This window comes from Streptomyces sp. NPDC051738 (genome assembly GCF_044453205.1).
In the GTDB taxonomy this organism is placed as follows: domain Bacteria; phylum Actinomycetota; class Actinomycetes; order Streptomycetales; family Streptomycetaceae; genus Streptomyces.
In genome coordinates, this window is sequence record NZ_JBITCM010000017.1 from 114,570 (window position 1) to 130,029 (window position 15,460).

Consider the following 15,460-nt stretch of genomic DNA (forward strand, 5'->3'; position numbering starts at 1 on the left):
CGGGAGCCCTTTCCAGGCGGCCGGGGAATTTGACGATCGGTGGACAGTCGGTCAGTCAGCGGGAAAGGACCTTGGAGAGGAATTCCCGGGCCCTGGCGGTACGCGGCTCGTCGAAGAACCGGTCGGGTGTCGCGGCCTCCGCGACCCTCCCGGAGTCGAGGAAGACCACCCGGTCCGCGACCCGGCGGGCGAAGCCCATCTCGTGGGTGACGACCAGCATGGTCATCCCGTCGGCCGCCAGCGCGGCCATCACGTCGAGCACCTCGCCGACCATCTCCGGGTCCAGCGCGGAGGTCGGCTCGTCGAACAGCAGCAGCTCGGGGTCCATCGCCAACGCCCGGGCGATCGCGACACGTTGCTGCTGCCCACCGGACAACTGGCCCGGATACGCGTCCGCCTTGTCGGCCAGACCGACCCTGGCCAGCAATTCCCCGGCCCGCTCGGCGGCTTCGGCCCGGGTCCTGCCGCCCACCCGCACCGGGGCCAGGGTGATGTTGTCGCGCACACTGAGATGCGAGAACAGGTTGAACGACTGGAAGACCATGCCCACCCGCGCGCGCAGCCGCGCCAGCTCCCGGCCCTCCTCGGGCAGCGGTTCCCCGGCGAGCGTGATCCGCCCGGAGTCGATCGTCTCCAGCCGGTTCACACACCGGCACAGGGTGGACTTCCCGGACCCGGACGCGCCGAGCAGGACCACGGTCTCACCGGTGTGCACATCGAGGTCGACGTCCCGCAGGACGTGATTCTCCCCGAAGTACTTGTTCACTTTTTCCAGGCGTACGAGAACAGGGTCGGCAGGCACGGGACAAGCATCGTGCGGACGATTCCGGGACGTCCAATTCGGGTTTTACGCGGAATCAATAAAAGCTCTTTATGCTTGGCTCGGTGTACGACCCCCGACAGTTGCAGGTCCTTGCCGAGGTCGCCCGAACGGGCACCTACACGGCCGCCGCCGAGGCACTCGGCTACACCCAGCCCGCGATCAGCTACCAGATGCGGATGCTGGAACGCGCCGTCGGCATTCCCCTGGCCACCCGCCGGGGCCGCGGCATCCGCCTCACCCCCGCCGGCCAGGCCCTGGCCCGGCACGCGAACACCGTGCTCGCCGCGCTGCGCTCGGCCGAGGAGGAACTCGCCGCCCTGAACGCCCCCGGCGGCGGCCGGGTCCGGCTCGCGGCCATGCAGAGCAGCTGCGTCGCCCTGGTGCCCCGCGCCCTCGGCGCCCTGCGCCGCACCCATCCGGAGCTGGAGGTCACGGTCACCCAGGCCGAGTGCCAGGTCTCCCACGGTCTGCTGCTGAACGGCGAGATCGAGCTGGCGGTGATGTGCGACGTGGACGCGGTCGACCCGGCCGCCGAGCCGGAGACCGGCCGCGACTCCCTCACCATCGAGATCGATCCGCGACTGAGCCGTATCCCCCTGCTCACCGACCGCCGCTGCGTCCTGCTGCCCGCCGACCACCCGGCCGCCGCCCAGCCCTTCGTCTCACTGGCGGACCTCGCCGGGGAACGCTGGGTGCTGGAGTCCGGCCGGGCCCGCTTCCTGGCGGCCTGTCGCGACGCCGGTTTCACCCCCCGGATCGCCGCGACCGTCGACGACCAGCTCACCCTGCACCACCTGGTGGCCCACCGCATCGGCCTCGCTGTCCTCAACACCCTGGCCGTAACCGCCCACAGCGACCCTCGTGTGGTCGCCCGCCCGCTGACCGGTTTCCCGGTCCGCCGCGTCTTCGCCCTGCTCTGGCCGGACGCCCGGAACATCCCCGCGGCGGCGGCCCTCCTGCGCGCCCTCAGCGACGCGACCCGCCCGACGGCCGACGGCGTGCCGGGCATCCTGCCCTCGGCCGTCACCGGTCCGACGTGACGTGATCGGCCGACGCGGCGAGTGACGTGCGGCGACCTAGACTCCCGCCATGAGCCTGCCCTCCCTCGCCGCCGACCTCGCGCCCACCGGTGTCCTGCGCACCTCCATCAACCTCGGCAATCCCGTCCTCGCCCAGGGCACGCCGGACGCGCCGAGCGGCATCACCGTCGATCTGGCCCAGGAGATCGCGGCCCGGCTCGGCGTGCCCGTGGAGTTCCTCTGCTTCGACGCCGCCCGGAAGTCATTCGAGGCGATGGCCGATGGACGGGCCGATGTGTGCTTCCTCGCGATCGACCCCGCCCGCGAGGCGGAGGTCGCGTTCACAGCCCCGTACGTGCTCATCGAGGGCGTGTACGCGGTGCCCCTCGACTCCGAGCTGACGAAGCCGGGGAACGTCGACGCACCCGGGGTCAGGATCGGCGTGAAGTCCGGGTCCGCGTACGACCTCCACCTCACCCGAACCCTGCGCCACGCCACCCTCGTTCGCGGTGACGAAGGCGTCGACGTCTTTGCCGCGCAAGGCCTGGAGGCGGGCGCGGGCATCCGGCAGCCGATGACCGCCTACGCGCACGCACACCCCGAAGTGCGGCTGATCCAGGAGGGGTTCATGCAGATCCGCCAGGCCGTCGGCACGACCAGGGCCCGGCGTCCGGAAACCGTGCGATTCCTGCGGGAGTTGGTCGAGGAGCTCAAGGCGAACGGCTTCGTCGCCGCGTCGTTGCGCCGCGCTGGGCAGTCCGAGAGCCTGGTCGCTCCGCCTGCCCAGCGGTGACAGGAGCCGCCCTGCAGTGTGCACGCGCAGGACAGCGGGTCAGGACTCCTTCGCGGCCGGTTCAAGGCCGAAGGGGTCGATGACCTCGACGGGTGGCTGTTCCTTGTCCCGGTGGCGACCGGGCTTGCAGCCGGCGAAGGGGCCCGAGGGGGCGCGCAGGCTGTCCATGACCGGGCCGAGGAAGTCACGGTGCCACGAGGCCGGTCCCGTAAGGCCGGCCTCGGCGCTGGTCAGCTCCTGCCAGGCCAGAAACAGCCCATGAAGACTCATCACGGCCTCCTGGTGCAGCCACCAGCGTGAGCACCACAGGGCATTGGAAGTCGTCTCGCGTCCGTAGACGGGCAGCAGTACGTGGTGAGTCCAACCGGTCAGTTCTCGCAGGGCCTCCGTGTACGCCTGCGCGCGAGGCGAGGTACTGCACAGAGTTGTAGGGCACGATCAGGAGCCCGTTGCGCTCGCGGACTCGCCCTGTGTCAATGGCAAGAGGGGGCTCGTACTCGCTCTGACTGTCCGCGAGAAACGCCACCGCGAGCCGCAACGCTTCGTCCTGCTCCATCAGTCGCCTCCGATCCCTCGGCTCGACGAAGGCACCCTAGCCCTCCTGGGATGATCTTCGCGTGGCTGGTCTGATCACGGCGTCCGAGCCGTCCTGGACAGCCCCCTTCACCGGGCCGAGTCGGCAGAAGTTCGCCAGGCTGATCACCGCGTCGCGACGTGAGAGTGCCGGGTGGCAGCCCTGGCGGACGGCTGAGTACGGAACCTCGTCCCGGGGGCATCGGGAAGGTCATCCGGTTCGTTGTCCAGGCGAATCCGCGACCTGGTCAGCGATGGACGACTTCCGGTCAACTTTGATGCGGTAATCGCGCCAACTTGACAGGTCTTCACGTCTGCTTCACAGGTAATCCCGAGCTTGAGCACGGAAGTTGTGCACGTCCAGATCCGTGAGCCTCGACTGGCACGTTTGCCCCAGCCAACCCCGACATCAAGATTTGACTTGTCCTGTCCCGTTCATGTGCGCGTATGGTGATCGTCGCGACGGGCGGCTTCTGACCACTCCGCCATCGCGTGTGTCAACCGGCGGCCGGGGGAACGGTGTCGCCACGGGGAGAGGTTGGTCGTCATGCCGCGAATCCGGCACTTCACGCATGCTGTTTCAGCCTGCTCCGCCCGTTGCTCCGGTCTCCGTACCGAGACGACGGCCTGATCTCCCCTGTCGCTTCCGCCTCTTCGGACGGTCGCCCCCGCCTGCCTTCCTTTGCGATGAAGGGATGCTCTGTTGCGCCCGAGACAAGGGTTCTTCAGCTCCAGAACCAGTACCAGATCAAGAAAATCCGGTTTCCTCACTCCCGTCGTCACGTCCGTCGTGGCCGTCTCCATGCTGAGCGGTCTGGCTGTCCAGCCGGACGTGCTCCAGTTGACCGCGGCGAAGACCGCGGCGGCGAACGACTCGTACGACTGGAACGAGGACACGGCTGCCGAGCAGTTGCGGCAGGACCAGTGCCTGATGGCCGATGTGCTGCGCCTGGGTGGGCCGTCGATGGCCACGACGGCGCAGGACGGTCTCAACCAGACTCCGGCGCAGCTGCGTGAGCTGGCCAACCGGGACCACTGGGAGAACACCCCGCTCTCCGCGGCGTACCAGAAGGACAAGGACGCGGCGAGCAAGGAGCTGAACGCCCTCAACGCGCTGCGGGACGGGTGGGGCAAGCCCCTTACCGGGCTGACCACTCCGGCCGGCTTCACTGAGACCGGCTTCCACTGGCCTCCCGGAACAGCCAATGACGGCAAGGACGACTTCTATGGCCAGACCGGCCTGACGAAGTGGACCGCGGAGCGGTTCTGGAAGGACGAGGGCGACTTCTACCAGGACTCCACCCCGAGGGCTGATGCGGCGACGGTCAAGGCGGTCAAGGACCTCGGTGCCCCGCTGTACGGCAAGGACCCGGATCCGGGTCTTCCCAGTGACGAGTGGAATCGTGCGCTCGCCGAGCGGGACGCCTTCAAGCACCTGTCCGACTGGTCGCTGGAGCCCACCGGCGCGGACAACGCCCGTCTCTTCCTCGCCTCCGGTGGCTTCCCCCGTACGTCCCCGCAGCCGGGCACGGTGGAGTACCGCATCGCGGTCGAGGACCTGAAGAGCCGGTTCTCGGCGTGTGCGTGGCGGGATCCGATCGACCCGAGCAAGGTGCTGGACGGCATCTCCTCCACCGCCGCCACCGAGTGGCAGCAGGAGGTCTCCGCGCAAGCCGCGCAGCGCAACCAGATCCTGGGCGCGAACAAGGACGCCACCACGGCGCTGGCAGCGGGCGCGAAGGCGCTGGGGGACATGCTGGGCCACTCCTGGACGGCCGACCACCTCACGCGCTGGCAGGACTACTGGTCCGCGGGCGGCGTCGGATACGTCGGTGACGCTCCGGCGGTGATCGAGGTGCCGGGCGCGTCGGGCAAGTGCCTCGACATCCCGGGTGGTGCGAAGACCAACGGCTCGCCGGTGCAGATCTACACCTGCAACGGCAAGGCTCAGCAGCAGTGGGAGGTCTACGGCGACGACAAGGGCCTGCACCTGCGGAACGTCAACTCCCTGAAGTGCCTTGATGTGTCGGGGGCCAGTGCGGAGAACGGCACGAAGATCCAGATCTGGACTTGCAACAGTTCTCCGGCGCAGACGTGGGAGTACAACCTGCGCGCCGCCACGGCCCTGAAGAACACCGCCACGGACAAGTGCCTGGACCTGGCCAACTTCACGAACAGCACTGACGGGCGGCTGTGGACGTGCTCCGGCGGCAACTCGCAGAAGTACAGCATCAAGCCGTCCGGGCACACCGGGACGGTTCCGCCGAAGGCACAGTTCGACAAGGCCAAGGCCGGTATCACGGCCGCTCAGGCGGCGGCGAAGAAGCAGCTCGCTGTGCTGAAGGCCCAGCTGGCGGCAGCGCAGAAGGCCGTCACCACTTCCGACACTGCCGAGCAGGCCGCCTACACGATCGCTGACCAGGCGGGTGCTCCGCGGGGTCGTGGTCTGCTGGTGGGTCAGCAGAAGGCGCAGGTCACCAAGGGTGCGGCGGCTGCGCTGACGGCCATGGTGAAGGCCGGTGAGACCGCTGAGGCGGCCACCCGTGCCGCGGCCGCGGACAGTGAGACGATCACGCAGCGTGCGCTGGCCCAGGCCGCGCAGGCGAAGGCGGAGTTCCGTAAGAAGGCCGCGGAGGCGGCCGAGTGGCAGGCCAAGGCCGCAGCGGATGCGGCGAAGGTGCACCGCGACAACGCCAAGAAGGACAAGGAGACCGCTGAGGCCAAGCTCGCCGTCGCATTGAAGGCGGAGGGTGACGCGAAGGCGGCTGCAGCCGACGCGCACGCCAAGCGGCTGGCCGCGGAAGCCGAAGAGAAGACCGCGAAGGCGGAGAAGGAGACCGCCGAGGCCAAGCAGGCCGAGGCAGCCCGCCACAAGGAGAACGCCCAGGCGGAAGCGTCGAACGCGAAGGAGGCCAAGGAGAAGGCCGAAGCCGCCGAAAGCACCGCGGTCGAGAAGAAGAACGCCGCCGTCCAGGCCCGCGACAACGCCAAGGCCAAGCGGGACGATGCCTGGGACGCGGAGCACAAGGCCAACGCCGCCCGAGCCAAGGCCGCGGCCAAGGACGCGTACGCCGAGGCCCACGAGTCCGACAGCAACGCGCAGGAGTCCAGGGCGGCCGCCGACGCGGCGGACGGACACGCCGACGATGCCGAAGCCGCAGCGGGCAGGGCGCGTTCCGAGGCCAACGCCGCCACCCAGGCCGCAGCAGACGCGGACGCTGCCGCCACCCGTGCCGAGGCGGCCGCCAAGCGCGCCCGCGCCCACGCGGACGGTGCTCAGGCGGCGAAGCTGCGGGCGGATGCCGCGGTGAAGACCGCGACCGCCGCTGTGGCCGATGCCATCAAGGCCGCCGCGCACGCCGCCGCCGAGGCGAAGACGGCTGTTGAGCTGGCCGATGAGGCGGAACAGCACGCCAAGACCGCCAAGTCCCAGGCGGACGAGGCGAACAAGGAGGCCGCCAAGGCCCTGGTGGCCTCGGCCAAGGCAGCAGGCTTCGCCCACGTCACCGCCCAGGCCGCCGTGGACGCGGGCAACGCGGCCGCGCAGGTTGTCCAGCCGGCCAACGACGCGATCCAGCTCGGCTCGCCCTACGTCACCACCGACTCGGCCGCCGGCTTGGTCGTCCTGACCGGGCAGGCGTCGAAGTCGATCGCCGAGCAGCAGAAGGCCGTCGCCGACGCCCACGCCAAGAACGCCCAGGAGGAAGCAGCCGCCGCCAAGGCCCTCGCCGTGCAGGCGAAGGGTGACGCCAAGGCCGCCTACCAGCACGCGGCCAACGCGGCAGGGCACGCGGCCGACGCACGCGGCTACGCCAAGGAAGCCCTCGGCTACGCCGCCGACGCCGCCCTGGCCGCGTCCAAGGCCAGCCAGTCACTGGCCCGCTCGATCGAGTACCAGCGCCAGGCCACCGAAGACGCAGCCGCCGCCGACAAGGCAGCCGGCCGCGCCGAGGGCTACGCCAAGGACGCCCGCGACGCCGCCGACCAGGCCGCCCTCGACGCCGCAGCGGCCCGCGCCGCGGCCTCGGAAGCCGAACAGGCCGCCAAGGACGCCCGCGCCGCAGCCGAACGCGCCGACGCCGCCGCGACCGAGGCCGAGGAAGCGGCCAAGGACGCCCAGAAGTACGCGGACTCGGCCCAGCAGGCGGCCGACCAGGCCGGCCGCGAGGACGCGAACAAACAGGTGCAGGCGGGCGCGGGGACCGGGGTCGGCGGGGTCTTCTCCGTCATCGACGACCTCAAGCAGAAGGGAGACCCGCAGCGTCTGCCCGACGACTGCTCGCGCCTTCCGTGCGACCTGGTGTACGAGGTCACGTTCGACGCTGTCGTCAGCTACTACCTCTGCGCCAACCCGGACGTGCCCGCCACCGAGTCCGGCTGCCCCGCCGAGGACACGTTCTTCCTCACCACGAAGACGTTCCCGAACCTGACCAAGACGGTCAAGGTCTCCTCCTGGGAGGCGACCAAGAACCTGTGGAAGGGCCTCTACGAATCGATCATCGGCGACTTCACCGGCTGCTACCACAAGCTGAACGGTGATGGCTCTGGAAGCTACGGCGACTGCGCCTGGGCCGCGTCCAACTTCATCCCGAACAAGACCTTCGACCTGCTCGCCGACGCGATCCGTGCCCTGAACACCGCCCTGCGCCGCGGGGACGGTGTCGCCGACGCGCTGAAGTCGCTGAAGGAACTGGACGTCGACCCGGAGACCCTCGCCGACATCGAGCGGACGGTGGACAGGTACGAGGAGGCGCGGACGGCCTGCAAGATCAACAGCTTCCCCGGCGGAACCGAAGTGGTCCTCGCCGACGGCAGCCGCAAGCCGATCCGGGAGGTGCGGTTCGGCGACCAGCTCCTGGCCACCGACCCCGGCACCGGAACCACACGGGGAGAGGCGGTCACCCGCACGTTCTCCCACACCACCGAGGACCTGCTGGACATCACCCTGGCGGACGGGGGAAGCCTCACCAGTACACCGGGTCACCAGGTCTTCGTCGTCGGCCGCGGCTGGACTCTCGCCTCCGACCTGCGCACCGGCGACCGCCTGCGCACGCCGGACGGCACCCTTCGCACGGTCACCGCACTGCGCGACCGGGACGAACCGAGGCCCCGGACTGTGTACGACCTGACCGTGTCCGGCCTGCACACGTTCTACGCCGTGGCGGACGACACGCCGGTCCTGGTCCACAACTGCAACGACCTCATCGTCGACGAAGGCAAGTACCCCGGCCAGGCTCACATTCTTGAGAAGCATGTGGACCAGACCCAGGCCGAAGCGCTCGCGATGGCCCAGGCCGACGGTGAGAAGGTCAGTGTGTTCATCGACCTGCAGACGGCACAGCAGGTCGTGGACTACGCGATCGTCAACAAGGCAGGAGAGATCGCGACGTGGCTTCGTGGCTCGCAACAGAAGAAGACGTTGACCGGTACGTTCGGCGGGAGAAACTCCCTCGGTTGGGTCGCCCATCCGGACGGAAGAAGGATCACCCAAGCCGGAAACCGGTACACCCTCGTCCTGAAACGGGCCCCAGGTCATAAGAGTGGCTTCTACGTCTTCACCGGGTACCCAGGGTGACATGTGATGGAGCGACACACGGAGTTCATGTTCGGCGTCCCGTGGATCATGGAATTCTTCCACCAGGACTGGAAGCTCGACGCCTCGACGCCGGCAGAAGCGGTGGCCAACGAGTTCGTGGAGGAACTTGAGCCGGCGGCCGTGCTGTCGGTGCGGCGTGACGCTCTGCTGCTCCTCGACAATCTCACCTCCGCCCAGATCAAGGCGTTGTGGAAGGGGGGCGCGGAAGCGACGGAGTCCTTCTTCCAGCGCCATGTCGGGGAAGGCGACGAGTGGATGCGGCAGGTGATCGGGGTGTGCGATGCGTGGCTGTCCCGCCGCGTGGACACCCCGGCTCTCTCCGACGCCGACCGGTACGGGGGTGTGGAGCTGGCCGGTGACGTCCTCGCGGAAGTGCACGAGTTCAGGAGCGTCCTGGACACGGAGGTGACGGATGCACTGGCCGAGTGCGCCCGCAGCTGCACTCCCGATCTCGCCCTCAGGCTGCTCCTGCGAGCTCTGCCCAAGAAGAGTGCGTCGTTGTCCCCGGAGTACCTGCATCTGTCCGAGGAGCAGTACGCGGGGCTGGAGGCACTGGGGAATGCGTTCCACTACGGGGAGTACGTCGTGAGCGACATCAAGTACCTCGTGGACACGTAGGCCGACACCCGGCTCACATCGCTCGGCCCGCGCCTTTCTACCAAGGGCGCGGGCCGCCTTCGTTGTCCACCGCGACGATGCATGGTGGAGTACCTGTGGTTCTGGGACTGCCCAGCGATGGTGTGATCGCGGGTCGGAACGAAGGTGCCGTCCACGATGAGCACGGCATCCTTGGCGAACCTCCTACGTGCCTGGAGCGCAAGCATCGGCCCAAGGTGGTCAACGATGCGGGCCGCGGCCGACTTCGAAACCCCGAACAGCGGCGCGGGTCGTCGCCAGACCAAGTCCCGACTAGCCACCGGTGACGATCGCGGTGCTGCCGGACAGGTCGATCCCGCTCAGGACGTCGTCCGCGGTGCTGAGCTATCGCAGTAGGACATTGCACGCCCCTAAGCCCCGATGTCGCCGCCGACCGCGTTGACGGTGTCATCGAGGATGTCGGTGAAACCATGGTCCAGGCCTGCCCGGTCAAGCCTTTTTCGAGGCCTCGATGACCGCCTGCTCTACCCATTCCGTGTCATCGGACTCGGACGACTGGACATGCGACCGGTTCGCGGTCGAGTCCGTCGCCACCGAGATCCGCCGGCGAGACGTTCGCGTCGGCACCCGCGGCTCGGTCAACAGGGCCAGGTCGGAAAATTGGTTGCAGCTGAAGATCGTGACATTGATGCTTCCATCGTGAAGATGCACGCCAACCAGCTGACAGTGTCACCTGAGACAGTGCGCGTATTGGTGGATCAGCAGTTTCCTGAATGGCGGGGCCTGCCAGTCAGGAGCATCCCTTCGCAGGGTACGGTCAACGCGATCTTCCGCATTGGCGATCGGTTCACAGCTCGATTCCCTCTTGAGTCCGCGGACGTCGAGTCGACGCGGCGCCAACTGGAATCCGAAGCCGCAGCGGCTCGCGAATTGGCGGGGCGCACGCGTTTCCCCACGCCCGAGCCCGTCGCGCTGGGCGAACCCGGGGCAAGCTATCCCCTTCCGTGGTCGGTGCAGACGTGGCTGCCCGGAATCGTGGCCGCCGATGAGGACCCAGGCGAATCGTCGGCGTTCGCCCGCGACATGGCCGATCTCATCGGCGACCTGCGCGCGGTCGACACACGTGGTCGCGCCTTTGCCGGCACGGGCCGGGGAGGCGACCTGCGATCCCACGACGCGTGGATGGAGACCTGCTTCGAACACAGCGAGCAGCTCCTGGATGTTCCCCGGCTTCGCCGTCTCTGGGCAACGCTGCGCGAGCTGCCGCGCGGTGCCGCGGAGGACGTGATGACCCACGGTGACCTGATTCCCGGCAACGTGCTCGTGTCCGCAGGCCGGCTGGCGGGGATTCTTGACGTCGGCGGCTTCGGGCCGGCCGATCCTTCGCTGGATCTCGTGAGCGCGTGGCATCTGCTCGATGCCGGGCCGCGGCGGGTTCTCCGCGATCACCTGGGGTGCGACGACCTTGCATGGGAACGGGGCAAGGCATGGGCCTTCGCTCAAGCCATGGGGTTGGTCTGGTACTACGTCGAAAGCAACCCGCCCATGAGCCGGATGGGCCGACGCACCTTGGAACGCATCATGGCGAGCACCTGAGGACGGCTCGGTGGCCGCAGAGGTGAGGCCAGAAACATCACTACGATCGCCGCCATGGACTGGCTTGATCGTCTCGCGAAGTTGCGGCAGTGGACCCGGAGCGGCACACGCGCTCCGCACAAGCCTCTGCTCATGCTGTATGCGCTCGGCAGGTTCCAGGAAGACTCCGACGACGAGTTGCGGTACAGCGTGGTGGAGGAGGACCTCCAGCGTCTGCTGACCGAGTACGGCCCGCCCAACAACACGACGCCGGCCTACCCGTTCCACCATCTGATCAGCGACGGCGTGTGGGAAGTGCGTACCGACCGCGGGCACGGCAGCCCCGGGAGCGGGGTGCGAGATCTCCGGGAGACCGGTGCCACCGGTCGGTTCGCACCAGAACTCAGAACCGCTCTGCGAAGCGAGCCCGAACTGCTGGGGCGTATAGCAAGGTTGCTGCTCGACCTGCACTTCCCGCCCTCGCTCCACAGTGAGTTGTGCGAAGCCGTCGGCCTTGATCCGGAGCCCACGGAGACCGAGCAGTTCTCAGTCGTGCGGAGGCGGCAACGAGACCTGGCCGGGCGTCATTCCGGGACCGGGAGGGCCGGCAGCAACTGAGGCACCGTGGTTTCCGTGCCGCCACTCGCGTCTCCGCCCGTCGCCGTGCCCTCGTCCGACTGGTCGGTGCCGGCCTCCTGGGTGACGACGACCACGGTGCTTCCCGCCTCCACCTCGCTCCCCGCCGCCGGGGTACTCGACGTCACCACCGCGTCCGACGCCTGGGAGTACCAGGTGACGACGGTGACCTGGAGGCCGAGCGCACCCAGTTCGTCCTGTACCTCGGAAAGGGTCTTGCCGACGATGTCGGTGGGGATCTGGACCGTCTGCACGGCCTTGGCGACCTTGACGTCGATCGCCGTACCCGGCTCGACCTCGTCACCGGAAGCGACGCTCTGCCCCACCACGGTCCCCGACTCGGCGTCACTCTCGACCTCGGTCGTGTCGCCCACCTTCAGGCCCTGAGCGGCCAGCAGCTCCTTGGCCTCGCTCACGGGCGCGCCACTGAGGTCCGGGACCGTGGCCTTCTCCGCCTCCTTGGCCACCGTGAGGGTGATCTCGGTACCCTTTTCGGTCTTCTCCCCGCCGTCAGGATCCTGCTTGAGGACGGTTCCGGGATCCTCGGTGTCGGATACGACGTTCCGCAGCTTGACCTTGAACCCCTTGTCCTCCAGGATCCGGGACGCATCGTCCTCGTCCTTGTCCGTCACGTCCGGCACCTCGACCTTGGGCGCCCCGGTGGAGACGGTGACCGAGACCGCCTCGCCCTTGGCGAGCTCCCCTTCCACAGGGCTCTGCTCGCAGATGTGGCCGCTCGGCTGGTCGGCGCACGGCTCCCGCTTCGCGACGGTGACGGTGAGGTCGACGTTGTCCGCGCTGCGCCGGGCCTCCGCCAGGGTCTGGCCCACGAGGTCGGGTACATCGGCCTTGCCGTCGTCGGCCGTGCCACGCCCGAACATGAACCAGCCCATGACCAGCGCCAGGACCACAACCGTCACGCCCGCCGTGATCAGAACGACGGCTCCTCCGCGCCGGCCGCTGTCCTCTTCCGGGTCGGCGTCGTCGTACGGGAAGTCGCCCTCCGCCGACGGAGGTTCGGCGCCCGACACGAGCAGGCCCGTACCGAGGTACGCCTCGACGTCGGCGAGCATCTGCTCGGCGGACTGATAGCGGTACGCGGGGTCCTTCTCCAGGGCACGCAGGACGATCGCGTCCACCTGTGGGCTGACCTCGGGGTTGTACAGGCTCGGCGGCCGCGGGACGTCTTGGATGTGCTGGTACATCACCGCCATCGGCGTCTCGCCGGTGAACGGCGTGCGGAAGGTCAGCAGTTCGTACAGCAGGCAGCCGATGGAGTACAGGTCGGACCGCGCGTCGGTCTCCCGCCCCATCGCCTGTTCCGGCGAGAGGTACTGGGCGGTCCCGATCACGACCGACGTCTGCGTCATGCCGATGTCCCGAGCGTCCCGGGCGATCCCGAAGTCCATGACCTTGACATCTCCGGCCCAGGTCAGCATGACGTTGGCCGGCTTGATGTCGCGGTGCACAATGCCGTGCTGGTGGGAGTGGGCGAGGGCCCGCAGAACTCCGGCCGTCATCTCCAGGGCCCGTTCGACGGTCATCGGCGGCCCGGAGTACAGGGCGTCGCGCAGGGTGGTCCCGTCGACGTACTCCATCACGAGGTACGGCAACTGGGCCCCGCCGTATGCCACGTCCTCCCCCGTGTCGTACACCGCGGCGATGGCGGGATGGTTGAGCGACGCGGTGGACTGCGCCTCCCTCCGGAACCGTTCCTGAAGTGCCGGTTCGTGGGCGAGGTCGCCGCGCAGGGTCTTCACGGCCACGCTGCGGTCGAGCCGGAGGTCGTGCGCGAGATGCACCTCGGCCATGCCGCCGGAGCCGAGCAGAAGGCGCAGCTCGTACCGGCCGCCGAGGAGGGCCACCGGGTGACCCGAGTGGGGGAGGGTCAGGTCGTCTGGTCCGCCGAGGTTCACTGCGCTTCTCCACAGAGGGTAGGAAGTCTGGGCCGGGCAGGACGCGACAGCCGCGCCGTCCACGAAGCCAGGAGCACAGGAAAGATAATTGCACGCGAGCGAGCAATTATGTTGCGGGCAGGAGACCGGAGACTGAGAGGCTCGTCACGGTCCACGGTCCGGCGCCCGACACCCTGGGCTCCACCCGGACGACACAACGGACAGCAGAGGACTCTGCCCCGGCGTGGTGCGCCGGGGCAGACAAGATCGCTCAGGTGTCAGGTACGACTGCGACGACGACTCAGGCGTCGGCTGCGGACTCCACGGTCACAGCCGACGCGACAGCGCCCTGGTGTTTACCGCCTCCAGCAACGCGACCCGTCATCGCTTCCAGCGGGCAAGGGCCCTCTCGACCCGACTCCGCCTTCGCCCGTTCGACACCGGCCGCGACTGCGGACCGAAGCGTTTCGGAGGCTTCCTCGACGAGGGCTTCCAACAGCGCCGCCCGCCCGGGGAAGTGACCGAACAGGGTACGCCGTACGACACAAATCGCAGGTCAGGAGCCCTTAGCCGCCGGCTCAAGAATGGCGACGCACTCCACATGATGAGTCATCGGAAACAAATCAAACGCCCGCAACATCCGCACCCGATACCCCCCATCCCGGAAGTACCCCACATCCCGAGCCAACGCCGCCGGATCGCAGGCGACATACGCGATCCTCCGCGCCCCGAGCGCCGCCAGCTGCGCCACCGTCCCCCGCCCCGCCCCCGCCCGCGGCGGATCCAGGACGATCAGATCCACCTCGGTGATCCCGGTGCGTGGCAGCACCGCCTCCACCTTGCCCTGCTCGATCCGCACCCGGTCGAAGTCGGCGAGATTGTGCCGGGCGTCCTCGACCGCGCGCTTGCCGGACTCGATGCCGAGGACCGCGCCCTTCTCGCCGAGGCGGTCGGCCAGGGCGCCGGCGAAGAGGCCCACGCCGCAGTACAGGTCGAGCGCCATCTCGCCCTTGCGGGGCAGCAGGCCCTGCATGACCGCCGTCACCAGGGTGTCCGCGGCCTTCGGGTGGACCTGCCAGAAGCCACCGCTGCCGACCCGGTGCGTACGGCCGTCCGCGCGCTCGCGGACGAAGGGGCGGCCGTGGACGCGGTGGGTACCGCCGTCCTTCTCGCCGATGCGCATCACCGACACCGGGCGGTCCAGCTCGACGATCGGCAGGCGAGCGCCCGGCCGGGGAGTCAGGATCACCTGCCGGTCCTGCGACCCCGTCGCGGCGATCGCCTCCACCGACGCCATGCCCGTCCAGTCCCGCTTCTCGATGCCCAGCTCGCTGACACCCTCGGCGGCGATCATGCAGTGGTCGACCGGCTCCACCTCGTGTGAGCGGTGCCGGCGCAGACCCGCACGGCCGTCGGCGTCGACCGCGTACTGCACCCGCGTCCGCCACTGCGGCACCTGCCCGGCCGGCAGCTTGTCGCCCTCGGCCGGCATCACCGTGCCGTCCCAGCCGACGTCCTCCGGCGTCAGCCCCGCGAGCCGCTGGAGCTGCTCGACGATGACCTCGCCCTTCATCCGGCGCTGCGCCCCCGGCTTGGCGTGCTGCCAGTCGCAGCCGCCGCAGCGGCCGGGGCCGGCGAAGGGGCAGGGCGCCTCGATGCGGTCCTTGGAGGCCGTGAGGATCTCGACGGCGTCCGCCCGCAGGAAGCGGTCGCCCTCCTCGCCCTCGGTCACCCGGGCCACGACCCGCTCGCCGGGCAGCGTGTGCCGGACGAACAGCACCTGGCCGGCGTCGGTGCGGGCGATGCAGTGCCCACCGTGGGCAACGGGGCCGATCTCGACCTCGTACTCCTCCCCCACCAGCGACTTCTTCTCTTCTGCCTGCATGGTGGGGTGACTCCAGATCAAGAGGGGGGCACGGCCCTCTCCAGAGGTCTCCTGAGGGCCTGACAACA

General features: G+C 69.0%; 9 protein-coding genes and 4 pseudogenes. 7 read left to right on the forward strand and 6 right to left on the reverse strand.

Annotation, left to right across the window (positions count from 1 at the left end):
• Nucleotides 1-55: 55 nt before the first annotated feature.
• Nucleotides 56-802, reverse strand: a complete 747-nt coding sequence (locus ACIA8X_RS33780) for an amino acid ABC transporter ATP-binding protein (RefSeq protein ID WP_399459898.1) — start codon at nt 800-802, stop codon at nt 56-58.
• Nucleotides 803-885: 83 nt separating this feature from the next.
• Here ACIA8X_RS33780 and ACIA8X_RS33785 point away from each other — a divergent pair, with 83 nt between their 5' ends.
• Together ACIA8X_RS33785 and ACIA8X_RS33790 are read left to right on the forward strand one after the other, a co-directional pair.
• Entirely contained in the window at nt 886-1,863 is a 978-nt protein-coding gene (locus ACIA8X_RS33785; RefSeq protein WP_393456699.1) for a LysR family transcriptional regulator, read from the forward strand.
• A 49-nt stretch (nt 1,864-1,912) separates the two neighbouring features.
• Nucleotides 1,913-2,635, forward strand: coding sequence for a transporter substrate-binding domain-containing protein (locus tag ACIA8X_RS33790; RefSeq protein ID WP_399459899.1), 723 nt, complete (start codon nt 1,913-1,915; stop codon nt 2,633-2,635).
• A 39-nt stretch (nt 2,636-2,674) separates the two neighbouring features.
• Here the strand turns inward: ACIA8X_RS33790 and ACIA8X_RS33795 are convergent, their stop codons facing one another.
• Nucleotides 2,675-3,058 (reverse strand): DUF4913 domain-containing protein, encoded by a 384-nt coding sequence (locus tag ACIA8X_RS33795; RefSeq protein ID WP_393456971.1) that lies wholly within the window; start codon nt 3,056-3,058, stop codon nt 2,675-2,677.
• Between the two features lie 194 nt (nt 3,059-3,252).
• On the opposite strand from ACIA8X_RS33795, the pseudogene ACIA8X_RS33800 reads away from it, so the two are divergent.
• From ACIA8X_RS33800 to ACIA8X_RS33810, 3 genes and pseudogenes are all read left to right on the forward strand, one after another.
• Nucleotides 3,253-3,375: pseudogene (locus tag ACIA8X_RS33800) on the forward strand (IS5/IS1182 family transposase); the annotation flags it as partial.
• A 764-nt stretch (nt 3,376-4,139) separates the two neighbouring features.
• Nucleotides 4,140-8,783, forward strand: coding sequence for an RICIN domain-containing protein (locus ACIA8X_RS33805; protein WP_399459937.1), 4,644 nt, complete (start codon nt 4,140-4,142; stop codon nt 8,781-8,783).
• 6 nt (nt 8,784-8,789) lie between these two features.
• Nucleotides 8,790-9,422, forward strand: coding sequence for a hypothetical protein (locus ACIA8X_RS33810; protein WP_393456693.1), 633 nt, complete (start codon nt 8,790-8,792; stop codon nt 9,420-9,422).
• A gap of 74 nt (nt 9,423-9,496) precedes the next feature.
• On the opposite strand, the pseudogene ACIA8X_RS33815 reads toward ACIA8X_RS33810, so the two are convergent.
• Nucleotides 9,497-9,697: pseudogene (locus ACIA8X_RS33815) on the reverse strand (IS5/IS1182 family transposase); the annotation flags it as partial.
• 403 nt (nt 9,698-10,100) lie between these two features.
• Here ACIA8X_RS33815 and ACIA8X_RS33820 point away from each other — a divergent pair.
• On the forward strand, nt 10,101-10,997 hold the full coding sequence (locus tag ACIA8X_RS33820) for an aminoglycoside phosphotransferase family protein (RefSeq protein WP_399459900.1): 897 nt from the start codon (nt 10,101-10,103) through the stop codon (nt 10,995-10,997).
• A 54-nt stretch (nt 10,998-11,051) separates the two neighbouring features.
• Nucleotides 11,052-11,549, forward strand: a pseudogene (locus ACIA8X_RS33825) (restriction endonuclease); the annotation flags it as partial.
• A gap of 11 nt (nt 11,550-11,560) precedes the next feature.
• Here ACIA8X_RS33825 and ACIA8X_RS33830 read toward each other — a convergent pair.
• From ACIA8X_RS33830 to ACIA8X_RS33840, 3 genes and pseudogenes are all read right to left on the reverse strand, one after another.
• Nucleotides 11,561-13,528 carry a PASTA domain-containing protein gene (locus ACIA8X_RS33830; RefSeq protein WP_399459901.1) on the reverse strand — a complete coding sequence of 656 codons (1,968 nt, stop codon included), beginning with the start codon at nt 13,526-13,528 and terminating at the stop codon, nt 11,561-11,563.
• 415 nt (nt 13,529-13,943) lie between these two features.
• A pseudogene (locus tag ACIA8X_RS33835) lies at nt 13,944-14,051 on the reverse strand (TetR/AcrR family transcriptional regulator); the annotation flags it as partial.
• A 12-nt stretch (nt 14,052-14,063) separates the two neighbouring features.
• A complete protein-coding gene (locus ACIA8X_RS33840) occupies nt 14,064-15,392 on the reverse strand; it encodes a class I SAM-dependent RNA methyltransferase (protein ID WP_399459902.1) in 1,329 nt (442 codons plus the stop codon).
• Nucleotides 15,393-15,460: the final 68 nt, after the last annotated feature.

What these genes read in the sequence shown, in the direction of transcription:
- ACIA8X_RS33790 (WP_399459899.1), top strand. Translation starts at nt 1,913, where the DNA reads ATGAGCCTGCCCTCCCTCGCCGCCGACCTCGCGCCCACCGGTGTCCTG.
- ACIA8X_RS33805 (WP_399459937.1), top strand. Translation starts at nt 4,140, where the DNA reads ATGGCCGATGTGCTGCGCCTGGGTGGGCCGTCGATGGCCACGACGGCG.
- ACIA8X_RS33840 (WP_399459902.1), bottom strand. Translation starts at nt 15,392, where the DNA reads ATGCAGGCAGAAGAGAAGAAGTCGCTGGTGGGGGAGGAGTACGAGGTC.
- ACIA8X_RS33810 (WP_393456693.1), top strand. Translation starts at nt 8,790, where the DNA reads ATGGAGCGACACACGGAGTTCATGTTCGGCGTCCCGTGGATCATGGAA.